12 protein-coding genes, 2 tRNA genes and 1 rRNA gene are annotated in these 16,507 nt (G+C 60.2%); 7 read left to right on the top strand and 8 right to left on the bottom strand.

Annotated elements, in window-relative coordinates; translation table 11 throughout:
* Positions 1–169 precede the first annotated feature (169 nt).
* From BV82_RS03880 to aptA, 5 genes are all read right to left on the bottom strand, one after another.
* A tRNA-Ala gene (locus tag BV82_RS03880) sits at positions 170–245 on the bottom strand.
* Between the two features lie 29 nt (positions 246–274).
* A tRNA-Ile gene (locus BV82_RS03875) sits at positions 275–351 on the bottom strand.
* Positions 352–417: 66 nt separating this feature from the next.
* Positions 418–1,954: ribosomal RNA gene (locus BV82_RS03870) — 16S ribosomal RNA — on the bottom strand.
* Positions 1,955–2,557: 603 nt separating this feature from the next.
* Positions 2,558–4,051 carry a CoA-acylating methylmalonate-semialdehyde dehydrogenase gene (locus tag BV82_RS03865; RefSeq protein ID WP_036995578.1) on the bottom strand — a complete coding sequence of 498 codons (1,494 nt, stop codon included), beginning with the start codon at positions 4,049–4,051 and terminating at the stop codon, positions 2,558–2,560.
* A 74-nt stretch (positions 4,052–4,125) separates the two neighbouring features.
* A complete protein-coding gene (gene aptA / locus BV82_RS03860) occupies positions 4,126–5,472 on the bottom strand; it encodes an omega-aminotransferase AptA (RefSeq protein ID WP_010221755.1) in 1,347 nt (448 codons plus the stop codon).
* Between the two features lie 238 nt (positions 5,473–5,710).
* Between aptA and BV82_RS03855 the strand changes: the two genes are divergently transcribed.
* From BV82_RS03855 to BV82_RS03825, 7 genes are all read left to right on the top strand, one after another.
* A complete protein-coding gene (locus tag BV82_RS03855; RefSeq protein ID WP_036995577.1) occupies positions 5,711–6,730 on the top strand; it encodes an AbrB family transcriptional regulator in 1,020 nt (339 codons plus the stop codon).
* Between the two features lie 48 nt (positions 6,731–6,778).
* Complete coding sequence (locus tag BV82_RS03850) at positions 6,779–7,693, top strand: LysR family transcriptional regulator (RefSeq protein WP_010221753.1); 915 nt, start codon at positions 6,779–6,781, stop codon at positions 7,691–7,693.
* 62 nt (positions 7,694–7,755) lie between these two features.
* Complete coding sequence (locus tag BV82_RS03845; protein WP_010221752.1) at positions 7,756–8,418, top strand: TetR/AcrR family transcriptional regulator; 663 nt, start codon at positions 7,756–7,758, stop codon at positions 8,416–8,418.
* A 9-nt stretch (positions 8,419–8,427) separates the two neighbouring features.
* Positions 8,428–9,012, top strand: coding sequence for an IMPACT family protein (locus tag BV82_RS03840; protein WP_010221751.1), 585 nt, complete (start codon positions 8,428–8,430; stop codon positions 9,010–9,012).
* A gap of 338 nt (positions 9,013–9,350) precedes the next feature.
* On the top strand, positions 9,351–10,037 hold the full coding sequence (locus BV82_RS03835) for an SDR family oxidoreductase (protein ID WP_010221750.1): 687 nt from the start codon (positions 9,351–9,353) through the stop codon (positions 10,035–10,037).
* Positions 10,038–10,152: 115 nt separating this feature from the next.
* The gene (locus tag BV82_RS03830) at positions 10,153–11,508 is read left to right on the top strand and encodes an 8-oxoguanine deaminase (RefSeq protein ID WP_036995576.1); all 1,356 of its coding nucleotides are present in this window, start codon (positions 10,153–10,155) and stop codon (positions 11,506–11,508) included.
* Positions 11,509–11,696: 188 nt separating this feature from the next.
* A complete protein-coding gene (locus tag BV82_RS03825; protein ID WP_010221748.1) occupies positions 11,697–12,650 on the top strand; it encodes an adenosine deaminase in 954 nt (317 codons plus the stop codon).
* Positions 12,651–12,752: 102 nt separating this feature from the next.
* On the opposite strand, the gene BV82_RS03820 is transcribed toward BV82_RS03825, so the two are convergent.
* The 3 genes from BV82_RS03820 to BV82_RS03810 all read right to left on the bottom strand — a co-directional run bounded on the left by BV82_RS03820 (position 12,753) and on the right by BV82_RS03810 (position 16,415).
* A complete protein-coding gene (locus BV82_RS03820) occupies positions 12,753–14,129 on the bottom strand; it encodes an MFS transporter (RefSeq protein ID WP_036995575.1) in 1,377 nt (458 codons plus the stop codon).
* Positions 14,130–14,251: 122 nt separating this feature from the next.
* The gene (locus BV82_RS03815) at positions 14,252–14,968 is read right to left on the bottom strand and encodes an ArsR/SmtB family transcription factor (protein ID WP_010221746.1); all 717 of its coding nucleotides are present in this window, start codon (positions 14,966–14,968) and stop codon (positions 14,252–14,254) included.
* Positions 14,969–15,506: 538 nt separating this feature from the next.
* Positions 15,507–16,415: a LysR family transcriptional regulator gene (locus BV82_RS03810; protein WP_010221745.1), complete on the bottom strand. Its 909-nt coding sequence runs from the start codon at positions 16,413–16,415 to the stop codon at positions 15,507–15,509.
* Positions 16,416–16,507 lie beyond the last annotated feature (92 nt).

Here is a 16,507-nt window from a genome sequence, read left to right as displayed (position 1 = left end):
CGAAAATTTGTAATGACTCACAAATTTTACCTTAGCCTGAACACACACCAGTGAAAGTGCTGTCCAGTCTATCTTTCTATCACATACCCAAATTTTTAAAGAACGATTCTGAAAAAGTTCAGAAATCAATATTCGATCCGAATATTCATTTCTAAGCTTTGACGTAAGGTGGTGGAGCCAAGCGGGATCGAACCGCTGACCTCCTGCGTGCAAGGCAGGCGCTCTCCCAGCTGAGCTATGGCCCCGTATTGCTACAGGCTGCACCACATGTAATTGGTGGGTCTGGGCAGATTCGAACTGCCGACCTCACCCTTATCAGGGGTGCGCTCTAACCAACTGAGCTACAGACCCAATCGTCTTCTTCAATGAATCAAGCAATTCGTGTGGGAGCTCATAAGACAGCTGATGTCTGTCGATTAAGGAGGTGATCCAGCCGCAGGTTCCCCTACGGCTACCTTGTTACGACTTCACCCCAGTCATGAATCACACCGTGGTAACCGTCCTCCCGAAGGTTAGACTAGCTACTTCTGGTGCAACCCACTCCCATGGTGTGACGGGCGGTGTGTACAAGGCCCGGGAACGTATTCACCGCGACATTCTGATTCGCGATTACTAGCGATTCCGACTTCACGCAGTCGAGTTGCAGACTGCGATCCGGACTACGATCGGTTTTGTGAGATTAGCTCCACCTCGCGGCTTGGCAACCCTCTGTACCGACCATTGTAGCACGTGTGTAGCCCAGGCCGTAAGGGCCATGATGACTTGACGTCATCCCCACCTTCCTCCGGTTTGTCACCGGCAGTCTCCTTAGAGTGCCCACCATAACGTGCTGGTAACTAAGGACAAGGGTTGCGCTCGTTACGGGACTTAACCCAACATCTCACGACACGAGCTGACGACAGCCATGCAGCACCTGTGTCAGAGTTCCCGAAGGCACCAATCCATCTCTGGAAAGTTCTCTGCATGTCAAGGCCTGGTAAGGTTCTTCGCGTTGCTTCGAATTAAACCACATGCTCCACCGCTTGTGCGGGCCCCCGTCAATTCATTTGAGTTTTAACCTTGCGGCCGTACTCCCCAGGCGGTCAACTTAATGCGTTAGCTGCGCCACTAAAATCTCAAGGATTCCAACGGCTAGTTGACATCGTTTACGGCGTGGACTACCAGGGTATCTAATCCTGTTTGCTCCCCACGCTTTCGCACCTCAGTGTCAGTATGAGCCCAGGTGGTCGCCTTCGCCACTGGTGTTCCTTCCTATATCTACGCATTTCACCGCTACACAGGAAATTCCACCACCCTCTGCCCTACTCTAGCTCGCCAGTTTTGGATGCAGTTCCCAGGTTGAGCCCGGGGATTTCACATCCAACTTAACGAACCACCTACGCGCGCTTTACGCCCAGTAATTCCGATTAACGCTTGCACCCTCTGTATTACCGCGGCTGCTGGCACAGAGTTAGCCGGTGCTTATTCTGTCGGTAACGTCAAAATACTCACGTATTAGGTAAGTACCCTTCCTCCCAACTTAAAGTGCTTTACAATCCGAAGACCTTCTTCACACACGCGGCATGGCTGGATCAGGCTTTCGCCCATTGTCCAATATTCCCCACTGCTGCCTCCCGTAGGAGTCTGGACCGTGTCTCAGTTCCAGTGTGACTGATCATCCTCTCAGACCAGTTACGGATCGTCGCCTTGGTGAGCCATTACCTCACCAACTAGCTAATCCGACCTAGGCTCATCTGATAGCGCAAGGCCCGAAGGTCCCCTGCTTTCTCCCGTAGGACGTATGCGGTATTAGCGTTCCTTTCGAAACGTTGTCCCCCACTACCAGGCAGATTCCTAGGTATTACTCACCCGTCCGCCGCTGAATCGAAGAGCAAGCTCTTCTCATCCGCTCGACTTGCATGTGTTAGGCCTGCCGCCAGCGTTCAATCTGAGCCATGATCAAACTCTTCAGTTCAATACTGCTTGGGTTTTGAGAAAACCCTAAACTTGGCTCAGCAATCTCAAATGACTTACTTTCAAATCTTTCGATTTTTCGTGTAGCCACTTGTGATGCTGATAATCTTTTTGACTATCAGTCTGAGCTCACAAGCACCCACACGAATTGCTTGATTCAGTTGTTAAAGAGCGGTTGGTTAAGAGCTTTTCGTCTCAACCGAGGCGCGCATTCTACGCTTTCCTCAGAGCCTGTCAAGCGTTTATTTTGAAGTTTTTCAGAATTTCTCTTTCAACTTCAACCACTTGACTCGCTGCGATCTCTCGTCAGCGGGAGGCGAATTCTACAGCGTTTCAAACCACTGTCAACTGCCTTTTTCACCGCTGTCGATCTTTCGATCGAAGCCCTTCCGGATGACTCTGGAACCGCTAACTCTTTGAAACTCAAGGAGTTTTCAGTTCCGACTGCGCCGGAAGTGGGGCGAATTATAGAGAGATTAAATGGCGCGTCAAGGACTTATTTCAACTTTGTTTCAGCGGCGGCGTTTTAGCTATAAGCCACAAGCTTCAAGCTGCAAGTAGAAGCGCTAGCACCGCGCTCAACTTGCAGCTTGCAGCTAACGCCTTAGAGGCTCGGAAATGCAAACTGCGAGGCTTCATGACTGGCACGTTGTGGCCAGCGCTGGGTAATGGCTTTGCGGCGCGTGTAGAAACGCACGCCATCCGGGCCATAAGCATGCAGGTCGCCGAACAGCGAACGCTTCCAGCCACCGAAGCTGTGGTAAGCCACCGGTACCGGCAGCGGGACGTTGACGCCGACCATACCCACTTCGATTTCGTCGCAGAACAGGCGCGCCGCTTCACCGTCACGGGTAAAGATGCAGGTGCCGTTACCGTACTCGTGCTCGTTGATCAGGCGCATGGCTTCTTCCAGGCTGTCCACACGCACGACGCAGAGTACCGGCCCGAAGATCTCTTCTTTATAGATGCTCATCTCGGGGGTTACGCGATCGAACAGAGTGCCGCCGACAAAGTAGCCGTCTTCGTTACCGGCAACCCGGTAGCCACGGCCGTCGACCACCAACTGCGCACCAGCAGCCACACCTTGGTCGATGTAGCCAACCACCTTGTCACGGGCCGCCGCGGTAACCAGCGGGCCCATGTCCAGGCCGCAGGAAGTGCCGGCGCCAATCTTCAGCGCCTTGATCTGCGGCTCAAGCTTGGCGATCAGTGCATCAGCCACCTGGTCGCCGACGCATACGGCCACGGAGATTGCCATGCAACGCTCACCGCAAGAACCGTACGCTGCGCCCATCAGCGCGCTGACGGCATTGTCCAGGTCGGCATCAGGCATCAGCACCGCGTGGTTTTTCGCCCCGCCCAGGGCCTGGACGCGTTTGCCGCGCTTGGTGCCTTCGGCATAGATGTATTCGGCAATCGGCGTTGAACCGACGAAACTCAGGGCCTTGACCTCTGGCGCCTCGATCAGCGCATCAACCGCTTCCTTGTCACCATGCACCACGTTGAGCACGCCTTTCGGCAGGCCGGCTTCGTGCAGCAACTGGGCTATCAGCAGAGTCGAGCTCGGGTCACGCTCCGACGGTTTGAGGATAAAGCAGTTACCGCAGGCAATCGCCAGTGGGTACATCCACAGCGGCACCATGGCCGGGAAGTTGAACGGGGTGATACCGGCCACCACGCCCAGCGGCTGGAAATCGGACCAGGCATCGATGTTCGGGCCGACGTTGCGGCTGTACTCGCCCTTGAGCACTTCCGGGGCGGCGCAGGCGAACTCGACGTTCTCGATGCCGCGCTTGAGTTCACCGGCGGCGTCCTCCAGGGTCTTGCCGTGCTCTTCGCTGATCAGTTGGGAGATACGCGCCTCGTTCTGCTCCAGCAATTGCTTGAAGCGGAACATCACCTGGGCGCGCTTGGCCGGCGGCGTATTGCGCCAGGCCGGGAACGCGGCCTTGGCCGAATCGATGGCTTGCTGCACGGTTTGCTTGCTGGCCAGGGCGACCTTGTGGATAGCCTGGCCAGTGGACGGGTTGAAGACATCGGCGGTGCGCGCGTCGGCAGCAACCAGTTCGCCGTTGATCAGGTGTTGAACAGTGCTCATGCAGAACTCCAGAAAGGGGGTATGCCTGGGCGCGAGATCACTCGCGCCCGCTTCTTATATAGAGAGAGGAACGATCAATCGACCTGGTTGATGGCCTCACCCACCGCATCGAACAGACGATCCAGTTCCTGTGCCTGGCTGTTGAAGGTTGGGCCGAACTGCAGGGTGTCGCCGCCGAAGCGCACATAGAAGCCGGCTTTCCACAGCTTCATGGCAATCTCGTACGGACGCACGATGGCATCGCCGTCACGGGCGGCAATCTGGATCGCCCCGGCCAGGCCGTAGTTACGAATGTCGATGATGTTCTTCGCGCCCTTGACCCCGTGCAGCACCTTCTCGAAGTGCGGCGACAGTTCGGCGGCAGCCTGTACCAGGTTTTCCTTCTCCAGCAGGTCCAGCGCGGCGATACCGGCGGCGCAGGCCACCGGGTGCGCCGAGTAGGTGTAGCCGTGGGGGAATTCCACCGCGTATTCCGGGGTCGGCTGGTTCATGAAGGTCTGGTAGATCTCGCTGCTGGCGATCACCGCGCCCATCGGGATGGCGCCGTTGGTGACCTGCTTGGCAATACACATCAAATCCGGGGTAACGCCGAAGGCATCGGCACCGAACATCGAACCCATGCGGCCGAAGCCGGTAATCACTTCGTCGAAGATCAGCAAGATGTTGTGCTGGTCGCAGATTTCCCGCAGGCGTTTCAGATAACCCTTGGGTGGCGGCAGCACGCCGGCGGAACCGGCCAGCGGTTCGACGATCAGCGCGGCGATGTTCGAGGCATCGTGCAGCTCGATCAGTTTGAGCATTTCATCGGCCAGGGCGATACCGCCCTCTTCCGGCATGCCCTTGGTGAAGGCATTGCCCGGCAGCAGGGTGTGCGGAAGGTGATCGACGTCGAGCAACTGGCCGAACAGCTTGCGGTTACCGTTGACGCCACCCAGGCTGGTGCCGGCGATGTTCACCCCGTGATAGCCACGGGCACGGCCGATCAGCTTAGTCTTGGTGGCCTGGCCTTTCAGGCGCCAGTAGGCACGGACCATCTTCACCGCGGTGTCGGCGCACTCGGAACCGGAGTTGGTATAGAAGACGTGATTAAGGTTGCCCGGGGTCAGGTCGGTGATCTTCTCGGCCAGCTGGAACGACAGCGGGTGACCGAACTGGAAGGCCGGCGAGTAATCGAGCACGCCCAACTGGCGCGAGACCGCCTCCTGGATCTGCTTGCGGGTGTGACCGGCGCCGCAGGTCCACAGGCCGGACAGCGCGTCATAGATCTTGCGCCCCTTGTCGTCGGTCAGGTAGCTGCCTTCGGCGGCGACGATCAGCCGTGGATCGCGCTGAAAATTGCGGTTGGCGGTGTAGGGCATCCAGTGGGCGTCCAGCTTGAGCTGGCTGGCCAGACCGACAGGAGCGTTTTCAGGCAGATTCATCGGACAAGTCCTCGCAAGGCAATTGGGCAGCGACAAGTGTTGTTGCAGCTAAATTGGCATGAGCATAAAGTTTGGAAAACCTGGCTTTTCTAATCTTCAGATCAACTTTAGTTAAACATTCATTCAAAACTTGCAGTCGCAAGGATGTTACAAAGTGTTTCCATGCATCCCGGCAAGGCGCATGATGCCGGCGGCCCCCTTCAGGAGACTTGGCGCAGGACGCGCAAGCACGCCCACCATGAAAACCATCCTGTGTTTAATGATCTGCGCCCTGGTTGGCGCCGCCGTACAGTTTGCTGGTGTGCCTCACGGGCTGCTGCTGGGCACCATCGTCGCCAGTGCCACGCTGGTCAGCCGGCTGCGCTTTACTCCCAACCTGCGCTTTGGCCTGGAATATGTGCAACTGGTCATGGGTATCGCCACCGGGCTGATGTTCGAGGCCTGGGATAGCGCCACAGTGGCCAGCATCCTGCCGAGCCTGGGTTTTCTGCTGTTGTGCCTGAGTGCGCAGATCAGCGTTGCCGGCCTGTGGCTGTTCAAGGGCTGCGGCTGGAGCCTCAAGGATTCGCTGCTGGCGGTTTACCCCGGCGCCCTGGCTGCGGTGTTCGACTTGCTGGAGTCGGAACGGGCTTCCAGCAAGGTGATCGTCGTGCACCTGATGCGCCTGGTGTCGATCACCCTGCTGGTCAGCCTGTGCATTCGCGCAGGTAGCGATGCACCTGCAGTCGCGAGCGCCTCGCTCACCCCGAGCCTGTTGCTGACCCTGGCATCGCTGCTTGCCCTGTGCATCCTGCTGGGGCGCCTGCTGCTCAAGCTTGGTGTTCCCGCGCCCTTCATGCTCACGGCGATCATCGCCACGGCGGCCTATGTAAAGCTTGGCTTGCTGCAGGCTTTTCACATGCCCGGCTGGAGCGTGGACTTCGCCGCGCTGATCCTCGGTGTGCTGATCGGCGCCAGGTTCAGGGAAATCCGCCTCAAGGAGCTCATCCGTCACGGCAGCGCCGGGCTGATGTCCGTGGGCTTGATGCTGCTGGTCGCCGCAGCCTTTGCCGGAGTGGCCGCCAAGGTCCTGGGCAGCGACCCCTTCACCCTGTGGCTGGCCTACATGCCCGGCGCCATCGAAACCATCGCCATCGTCGCCTTCAGCGGCGGGCTGAATGTGGTGTTCGTGCTGTCTCATCACCTGGTGCGAATGCTGCTGTTGCACTTCGCCCCGGCCCTGATCGTTCAGGCCCGTCGCTGGCGCGAGAATGTCTGATCAGCGTATGTTGTGTGCCTTTCATGTCCCTGAACGCAGAGGCATCGCGTGAAACGTCCACAACCCCTGGCCCAGGTCAGCGATTTCGATATCCGCCTGTTGAAGATCTACCGCAGCGTGGTGGAGTGCGGCGGCTTTTCGGCTGCCGAGAACGTGCTGGGCATCGGCCGTTCGGCCATCAGCCAGCAGATGAGCGACCTTGAGCAGCGCTTGGGCCTGCGCCTGTGCCAGCGCGGGCGCGCCGGTTTCTCGCTGACCGAAGAAGGCCGCGAGGTGTATCACTCGGCGCTGCAGTTGCTCAGCGCCCTGGAGAGCTTTCGCACCGAGGTCAACGGCCTGCACCAGCATTTGCGCGGCGAACTGAACATCGGCCTGACCGACAACCTGGTGACCCTGCCGCACATGCGCATTACCCATGCCCTGGCCCAGCTCAAGGATCGCGGCCCGGACGTGCGCATCCAGATTCGCATGATCGCCCCCAGCCAGGTCGAACAGGGCGTGCTCGATGGCAGCCTGCATGTTGGCGTGGTGCCGCAGACCAGCCCGCTGTCGGGCCTTGAGTACCAGCCGCTGTACAGCGAACGCTCGCTGCTCTACTGCGCGGTCGGCCATCCGCTGTTCTATGCCGACGATCGGCAACTGGACGACGAGCGTCTCAACAGCCAGGACGCCATCGCGCCGACCTTCCGCCTGCCCGCCGATATCCAGGCCCATTACCAGGCGCTGAACTGCACCGCCAGCGCCTCCGACCGCGAAGGCATGGCCTTCCTGATTCTGACCGGGCGCTACATCGGCTACCTGCCGGACCACTACGCGACGTTCTGGGTGCAGCAAGGCCGCTTGCGCGCGCTCAAGCCCGCCGAGCGCTTCTACGACCTGAGCCTGTGCTGGGTAACGCGCAAAGGCCGACGCCCGCACCTGGTACTGGAAAGCTTCCTTGAAAGCCTGGCGGCTACTCGCTGAGAACTAATGCTGGTAGGTTAGCCAGTCATAAGAGATACCCATTGCCTTGTCTGGAATCGTTCATGACCTTTGAAGTCCCTGCGCATCGCCTCCAAGTCTCGGGCAAGCCCGCCGGCCGCATTCGCCAGAAGAACGAGCAGGCCATCATCCAGGCCGCCGAGGACGAATTCGCCCGCCACGGCTTCAAGGGCACCAGCATGAACACCATCGCCCTCAAGGCCGGGTTGCCCAAGGCCAACCTGCACTACTACTTCACCAACAAGCTTGGCCTGTATGTGGCGGTGTTGAGCAACATCATCGAGCTGTGGGACAGCACCTTCAACGCCTTGACCGTCGACGATGATCCGGCCCAGGCATTGAGCAGCTACATCCGCACCAAAATGGAATTCTCCCGGCGCAACCCGCAGGCATCACGGATCTTCGCCATGGAGATCATCAGCGGCGGGCAGTGCCTGAGCGATTATTTCAGCGAAGACTACCGCGCCTGGTTCAAGGGCCGTGCCGCGGTGTTCCAGGCCTGGATCGACGCCGGCAAGATGGACCCGGTCGACCCGGTGCACCTGATTTTCCTGCTGTGGGGCAGCACCCAGCACTACGCCGACTTCGCCACCCAGATCTGCCAGGTCACCGGCCGCAGCCGCCTGACCAAGCAGGACATGGAAGACGCCAGCAACAATCTTATCCACATCATTCTCAAAGGCTGTGGCCTGACACCTCGCGACTGAACCTGCCTTATGCCTTTTACCCTGCTCGACACCTGCGAGTTTCGCGAAGAGATTCGCAAGAGCCGTTTCATCACCCTGGCTGCGCCGATCAGCAGCCCGGCCGACGCCATGAGCTTCATCGAAACCCATAGCGACCTCGCTGCCACCCACAATTGCTGGGCCTGGAAACTCGGCGGACAATACCGCAGCAGCGACGACGGCGAACCCGGCGGCACCGCTGGGCGGCCGATCCTGGCTGCAATCGAGGCCCAGGACTGCGACCAGGTGGTGGTGCTGGTGATCCGCTGGTACGGCGGCATCCAACTGGGCACCGGCGGCCTGGCTCGTGCCTACGGCGGTGGCGCCAATAAATGCCTGCAGCAAGCAGAAAAACGCTTGCTGGTCAGCCGCAGCGAACTGACCTGCAGCTGCAGTTTCAGCGAACTGGCGCTGCTCAAGCTGCGCGTGGCCGAGGCCGATGGCCTGGTACTGGACGAACAGTTCACCGCCAATGGCGTCGACCTGCGCCTGGCCCTTGGCGAAGAACAGATCGAAGTGCTGCAGCGTCAGCTGGCCGACCTCAGCCGTGGCCGAATCCTGCTGGAACGCGCCTGAACATTTGCCCACATTCACTGTGGGCCCGGCTGTGGATAAGCTCTGAGCATTCGGCTGTGAGCCTTTAACCACGGGGCCTGCAGAAGAACGATCATATTTTGATCAAGATCTGATGACAGTGCTTCAACTGTCGAAAAATCAGCGAGTTATCCCCAGTTATTGCCAGGGCACAGCGGCCCTGACAGGCTTGTGTCCAGCGTTCACGCTTGCACACAAATACTGTGGAGCAAACTGTGGATAAGCCGTGCACCCCTGCGCCAACGGCTTGCTGGGCCACGGCTTGGCTAGACTGGTTATTCTTTGATCAACGATTGATGCCCCCTTGAAAGGAGTTCCCTATGTCCACGAACAAGACCGCCCTGATCATCGGCGCCTCGCGCGGCCTGGGCCTTGGCCTGGTGCAGCGCCTGGTGGAAGATGGCTGGAATGTGGTTGCCACTGTCCGCGACCTGGCCAAGGCCGAAGCCCTGAGCACCCTGCCCCGGGTGCAGGTGCAAACCCTTGAGATGAACAACGCCCGCCAGCTCGATGCACTGCAGGAACGTCTCGCTGCACACACCTTCGACCTGCTGTTCGTCAACGCCGGGGTCAAGGGCCCGGAGGAGCAGAACCCGGAACAGGCCAGGCTCGCTGACGTCGGCGAATTGTTCATGACCAACAGCGTGGCGCCGATTCGCGTGGCCCAGCGTTTCGCCCCGCAACTGCGCAAAGACACCGGGGTGATCGCCTTCATGAGTTCGGTGCTGGGCAGCGTGAGCATTCCCGATGCGCCGGAACTGTGCCTGTACAAGGCCAGTAAGGCCGCACTGAACTCGATGATCAACAGCTTCGTGGTGCAACTCGGCGAACCGCAACTGACCGTGCTGGCCATGCACCCGGGCTGGGTAAAGACCGACATGGGCGGTGAAGGCGCCGACATCGATGTGCCAACCAGCACCCGCGGCATGGTCGATCAGGTTCACGCCCACAGTGGCAAAGGCGGCCTGCAATTCATCAATTACAAGGGCGAAAGCCTGATCTGGTGAAACCCCGCGCGGTGGGTGTAGACTCGACACCTCGCCCACCGCGGCGGACCTGGATCAGCAGACAGGGCAACACTGAGCTGGCTAACCTGAACCCACTTTCAGAGGAGCCGGCACCATGCCTGCGACCCGCATCTGGTTGAAAAACCCCCTCGCCATCTTCACAGCCAACAGCCTCGACGCCCGTGGCGGCCTGGTGATTGAAGACGGCCGTATCCAGCAAGTACTTGGCCTGGGGCAAAGCCCGGGCAGCCCCTGTGGACAAGTCTTCGATGCCCGTGAACACGTGGTGTTGCCAGGACTTATCAACACCCACCACCACTTCTACCAGACCCTGACCCGCGCCTGGGCGCCGGTGGTCAACCAGCCATTGTTTCCCTGGCTGAAAACCCTCTACCCGGTCTGGGCCCGGCTGACCCCGGCCAAGCTTGAACTGGCGACCCGCGTGGCCCTGGCCGAGCTGTTGCTGTCGGGCTGCACCACCGCCGCCGACCACCATTACCTGTTCCCCGATGGCCTGGAAAACGCCATCGACGTGCAAGTCGAAGCGGTACGCAAACTGGGCATGCGCGCCATGCTCACCCGCGGCTCCATGAGCCTGGGCGAAGCCGACGGCGGCCTGCCGCCGCAACAGACGGTGCAACAGGGCGAAGTGATCCTGGCGGACAGCCAGCGACTTATCCACAGCTACCATGAGCGTGGCGACGGTGCGCAGGTCCAGATCGCCCTGGCGCCCTGCTCGCCGTTCTCGGTCACGCCGCAAATCATGCGCGCCAGCGCCGATCTGGCCAAAGCGCTGGACGTGCGCCTGCACACTCACCTGGCCGAAACCCTCGACGAAGAAGACTTCTGCCTGCAGCGCTTCGGCCTGCGCACGGTCGATTACCTCGACAGTGTCGGCTGGCTCGGCCCGCGCACCTGGCTGGCTCATGGCATCCATTTCAATCCGGACGAGATCGCCCGCCTGGGCGCCGCCGGCACCGGCATCTGCCATTGCCCAAGCTCGAACATGCGCCTGGCCTCGGGCATCTGCCCAACCCTGGAACTGACCCGGGCCGGGGCGCCGGTGGGCCTGGGCGTGGACGGTTCGGCCTCCAACGATGCCTCCAACATGATCCTCGAAGCGCGCCAGGCCCTGTACCTGCAACGGCTGCGCTACGGCGCCGAAGCGATTACGCCGGAACTGGTTTTGGGCTGGGCCACCCGCGGCTCGGCGCAGTTGCTCGGGCGTACCGACATCGGCGAGCTGGCGGTGGGCAAACAGGCTGATCTGGCCCTGTTCAAACTCGACGAGCTGCGCTTCTCCGGCAGCCACGACCCGCTCTCGGCCCTACTGCTGTGCGGCGCCGACCGCGCCGACCGGGTCATGGTCGGCGGCCAGTGGCGGGTTGTCGATGGCCAGATCGAGGGGCTGGATGTCCAGGCGCTGATCGCTGATCACCGTCAGGCCGCCGCACAACTGATCGCGGGCTGATAGCTCAAAGGCAAGCAATGCCAACATGATGACGGTGGCGAAGCGCACGAAGAGGGTCATGCCCTCGATCGCGTTGGTTTCGCCATCGTTGAAGGTTACCCGCAGGAACCGCCTGGTCAGCTTTCTCCGCGTAGACAGCGCAACCTCTGTAGAATGGCGGCAACCGCACCTGATGAGATTCCACCACTATGTACGACTGGCTTAACGCTCTGCCCAAGGCAGAATTGCACCTGCACCTGGAAGGATCGCTGGAGCCCGAGTTGCTGTTCGCCCTGGCCGAGCGCAACAAGATTGCCCTGCCCTGGAACGATGTCGAAGCCCTGCGCAGCGCCTATGCGTTCAACAACCTGCAAGAGTTTCTCGACCTCTACTACCAAGGCGCCGATGTGCTGCGCACCGAGCAGGACTTCTACGACCTGACCTGGGCCTACCTGCAGCGTTGCAAGGCGCAGAACGTGATTCACACCGAGCCGTTCTTCGACCCGCAGACCCACACCGATCGTGGCATCCCTTTCGAGGTTGTGGTCAATGGCATCAGAGCGGCACTCAAGGATGGCCAGCAGCAACTGGGCATCAGCAGCGGCCTGATCCTCAGTTTCCTGCGCCACCTCAGTGAAGAGCAAGCCCACAAGACCCTCGACCAGGCCATGCCGTTTCGTGATGCCTTCATTGCCGTCGGCCTCGACAGCTCGGAGATGGGCCACCCGCCGAGCAAGTTCCAGCGGGTGTTCGACCGGGCCCGTAGCGAAGGCTTCCTGACCGTTGCCCACGCTGGCGAAGAAGGCCCGCCCGAATACATCTGGGAGGCCATCGACCTGCTGAAGATCCAGCGTATCGACCATGGCGTACGCGCCATCGAAGACGAGCGCCTGATGCAGCGGATCATCGACGAGCAGATCCCGCTGACCGTCTGCCCGCTGTCCAACACCAAGCTGTGCGTGTTCGAGCACATGAGCCAGCACAACATCCTCGACATGCTCGAGCGTGGCGTGAAGGTCACGGTCAACTCCGATGACCCGGCGTACTTCGGGGGTTACGTCACCGAGAACTTCCAGGCCCTGCATGAGCACCTGGGCATGACCCAAGACCAGGCGCGGCGCCTGGCGCAGAACAGCCTGGATGCGCGGTTGGTCAAACCCTGACATTGGAGCTGGACCTGTAGGAGCGGGCTTGACCCGCGATGAGGCCAGTGCAGCCTGCACATCGGGTAGCGCTCGATCGCGGGGCAAGCCCGCTCCTACAGGTTAATCCTGAATCTCGCTCAGCTCCTCCAGGGTCTTGCCGCGGGTCTCGACCCCGAACACCCCAACCACCAGCGCCGCCACGGCAAAGCACAGTGCCCCCAGGGCAAACACCCCGCCCTGCCCGGCCAACGGAAACAGCAAGCCGGTGACCATCGGCCCGAGCAGCGAACCGATACGCCCGACCGCCGAGGCAAACCCCGAACCGGTAGCCCGCGCCGAAGTGGGATAGAGCTCGGGAGTGTAGGTGTAGAGCACTGCCCACATCCCGAACAGAAAAAACTGCATCAGCAGCCCCGTGCCGATCAACAGCTCCACCTGCCCGCCAAACACCGCACTTTGCCCGTACAGGTAGGCCATGACACCACCACCCAGCAAGGTCATCACGCAGGTCGGCTTGCGCCCCCACACCTCCACCAGGCAGGCCGCGACGAGAAACCCGGGAATCCCGCCCAGGGAAATCAGCACGGTGTAGTACACCGACTGGGTAACAGCGAAACCTGACTGCTGCAGCAACGCGCTGAGCCACGAGGTCAGACCGTAGAAGCCCAGCAAGGCAAAGAACCAGACACTCCAGATCATCAGGGTGCGGCGACGGTACTGCGTCGACCAGAGCTCAACGAACGCCGAGAAAAAGCCCGGTGTCTGCGGCGCCGTTCGTGCCAATGGCACCGGTACGGGTAATTGCTGCAGCCCCAGCGAATTCATCACCTTTGCCTCGATGCCACGTAGCACCGTATCAGCCTCCAGCAGACGACCGGATTGCTCGAGCCAGCGCGGCGATTCGGGCAGAAAAAAGCGAATGGCCAAAACGAACACCGCAGGCACCGCGAGCACCAGGAAGATGTCGCGCCAGCCAATCAGCGGCAGCAGAAAATACGACAGCACCCCGGCGGCCACGAAACCCAGGGGCCAGAAACCATCCATCAGGGCAATGTAGCGGCCGCGGCGCTTGGCCGGAATCAGCTCCGAAAGCATCGACTGGGCAATCGGAAACTCCATGCCCATGCCGATCCCCAGCACTACTCGATACAACGTCAGGGTTTCGACCGACTGCGCGGTCGAGCACAGGTAACTGGCCAGGCCCCAGAGCACGATGCTCCACTGGAACACCGGCTTGCGCCCGAAGCGGTCACCGAGCATTCCGGACAGCGATGCGCCCAGCACCATGCCGAAGAAGCTCGAACTGGCCAGTAACCCGGCCTGGGCCGTGCTCAAGCCGAACTCGGCTTTGATCGAGCCGAGCAGGAAGGTCATCATCGCCAGGTCCATGGAGTCGAAGAAGAACGCCAGGGCGATGATGATGAAAATCAGACGGTGGTAACCACTGATCGGCAAGCGTTCCAGACGCTGCGCCGCACTGTAGTCCTGAGCTGCCATGCAAGAATCCCCCGCAGTTGTGCCAACCCCGAGTGTCACGGCATCTGCCTTCGGGCGAGTTGTCAGCAGCGACCTCGCCAAATGCCGCAACGACGCCTGCCAAGCAGGCGCCTCTCCTCGGTTCAGCCGGCAGTCTTCAGCACTGGAACCTGGGCTATGCGGTTGATGTGTGCCAAACCCGTCGCGCTGATCTGCAACATGCGCGATGTTTCACTCTCACGTATCCAGCCGGACTGCAGAAACAGCTTGAGCAGGCTGCTGCCCAGCGCGCCTCCCAGATGTGGGCGGTGATCGCTCCATTCGCTGCAGCACCGGCAACTGCTGAAGCTTCGACGTTGATGCTGGGCCAGGGCCTCGATGAAAATCCCGTAAGCGGCGAACTGTGCGCGGCCGTGCGGGGTGACGTCGATGTGCTGCTCGCTGCCCTCCAGCCAGCCGGCATCGAACAGGCGCTGATAGAGATCGGCCGCCAGCTCGCCGCCCAGGTGATCGCCACACAGCCGTGCCCGGCGCATGGACAACGGAATGCCACCCACCTCCTGCTCGCGACTGTCTTCGGGTGTTTTGACCTGGACACTGGCCAGCGCCTCGACAGCCGCCCCAACTTCCGGCGCGGCTAACCTGAAATAACGTTTGCGCCCCCGCGGTTCCAGCTTCAGCAAGCCACTGGCCGACAACCTGGCCAGGTGAGCGCAGGCCGAAGAAGGCGTCAGCCCTGCCATGCTGGCGAGCTCATCGGAAGGTCGCGCCATGCCATCGATCAAGGCCCAGAGCATCGCACTGCGTTTCGGGTCTGCCAACAAGCTGGCGATCTGGCTGATACTCGTTACTGGTTTCATATCTCAACTCCCTGCGAGATCATGTCTGATATCGATTGATTAACCATGTCGGCAGCATTTACTGCGAGGTGTCCGATGCCAGAAAGGCAGGAAGTGGAAGTTATCAAGTCATCGTGTTCCTCCTGCAACACGAACATACAAAAGTTATTCAGGCTACTTGCGGTCAAGCACCTCACCGGCAGTCAGCCCGGGCCAGGGCCAGGCGATGTCTGAGTGAGAGGTAATACTTGCCGACCTGGACATGGAAGTATCTCTCGCTGGAAATGACTGCTGGATCCATTATAAGCCGCGTTGCGCCAACGTAATCCGGTCGATTTCCAAGGTATTGGCAACCTCAGCAATGGCCACCAGGCACAAGACTGAAGATACGTTTGGACATGAACACCCCAACCCCCATGTTACATATCTTGCTAGCAATTGACGGATTATTATCAAGTTCAGATCGCCCGATAAAACCTACAACAAATTATGCTGAAACTCACAAGAATTGCATGCCAGTCATGTAGGAGTGTCACGTAATAGCAACTTCTTGGGCAGTTTAACCCAGCAGTTTCTCGAGCATTATCTGACAACGCGCTCGAAGCATATTTCGCAATAACTGCACGGGTTTGCCCAACTGCGCCCGGTGGGTGCACATCAGGTTCAGGGGCGCCGCTTCACCACGCAGTTGTGGCATTAGCAACTTGAGGCGTCCGGCCTGCACATCGTTGGCCACATCCAGCCAGGACTTGTAAGCAATACCGACACCGGCCAGTGCCCAGCGCCGGACCACATCGGCATCATCACAAAAACGATCACCGTTGACGCTCACACCGACCTCACTGGCGCCCTCGCCAAAGCGCCAATGGTCATGCACACGGCTGCCCAACTGATACAGCAGGCAATTGTGCTCGGCCAGTTGCGCCACTTCGGCCGGCTCACCGTGGCGGGCCAGGTAGGCAGGTGATGCACACAGCACCCGGCGGTTATCCGGGCACAACGGCAAGGCCACCAGACTGGAGTCTTCCGGGGCGCCATAGCGCAGGGCGATGTCCGCCGCCTGGCGAAACAGGTCGGCGTTGCGATCGCCCAGCAGCAAGCGCACGTTAAGCTGCGGGTGTTCATCCTGCAGCTCGTCGAGCCACGGCAAGAGTACGTTACGACCAAAATCCGAGGGCGCCGACAACAGCAGGGTACCGCTGACCTGATCCTGCCCATGGGCCAGGACTCGCTGCCCCTCCTCCAGGCTCGCCAGGGCGGAACGGGCATGCTGCAAGTACCCCTCACCCTCGGCGGTCAGGCGCAGATTGCGGGTCGAGCGCGCCAGCAAGCGCACGCCCAACTGCTGCTCCAGACGTTTGAGCGAAGCACTGGCCACTGCCGGTGACAGGTCAAGCAAGCGTGCGGCCGCAGACAGGCTGCCCAGCTCGGCGGCACGAACGAACAACTGCAGATCATCGATACGCATCCGAGACACTCGCCATTATCAAAAAAATATTGAAAGATTCTGTAGTTTTATCGGCTTTTAACGACAAGTGAAAGCGCCAATCATGGGGTCAC

Source organism: Pseudomonas donghuensis, from assembly GCF_000696345.2.
GTDB classification, from domain to species: domain Bacteria; phylum Pseudomonadota; class Gammaproteobacteria; order Pseudomonadales; family Pseudomonadaceae; genus Aquipseudomonas; species Aquipseudomonas donghuensis.
This window is presented reverse-complemented; position numbering and strand designations above follow the sequence as displayed.

Bases quoted from the DNA above. Each gene is read 5' to 3' on its own strand.
- BV82_RS03865 (WP_036995578.1), bottom strand. From the start codon at position 4,051: ATGAGCACTGTTCAACACCTGATCAACGGCGAACTGGTTGCTGCCGAC.
- aptA (WP_010221755.1), bottom strand. From the start codon at position 5,472: ATGAATCTGCCTGAAAACGCTCCTGTCGGTCTGGCCAGCCAGCTCAAG.
- BV82_RS03855 (WP_036995577.1), top strand. From the start codon at position 5,711: ATGAAAACCATCCTGTGTTTAATGATCTGCGCCCTGGTTGGCGCCGCC.
- BV82_RS03845 (WP_010221752.1), top strand. From the start codon at position 7,756: ATGACCTTTGAAGTCCCTGCGCATCGCCTCCAAGTCTCGGGCAAGCCC.
- BV82_RS03840 (WP_010221751.1), top strand. From the start codon at position 8,428: ATGCCTTTTACCCTGCTCGACACCTGCGAGTTTCGCGAAGAGATTCGC.
- BV82_RS03835 (WP_010221750.1), top strand. From the start codon at position 9,351: ATGTCCACGAACAAGACCGCCCTGATCATCGGCGCCTCGCGCGGCCTG.
- BV82_RS03830 (WP_036995576.1), top strand. From the start codon at position 10,153: ATGCCTGCGACCCGCATCTGGTTGAAAAACCCCCTCGCCATCTTCACA.
- BV82_RS03825 (WP_010221748.1), top strand. From the start codon at position 11,697: ATGTACGACTGGCTTAACGCTCTGCCCAAGGCAGAATTGCACCTGCAC.
- BV82_RS03820 (WP_036995575.1), bottom strand. From the start codon at position 14,129: ATGGCAGCTCAGGACTACAGTGCGGCGCAGCGTCTGGAACGCTTGCCG.
- BV82_RS03815 (WP_010221746.1), bottom strand. From the start codon at position 14,968: ATGAAACCAGTAACGAGTATCAGCCAGATCGCCAGCTTGTTGGCAGAC.
- BV82_RS03810 (WP_010221745.1), bottom strand. From the start codon at position 16,415: ATGCGTATCGATGATCTGCAGTTGTTCGTTCGTGCCGCCGAGCTGGGC.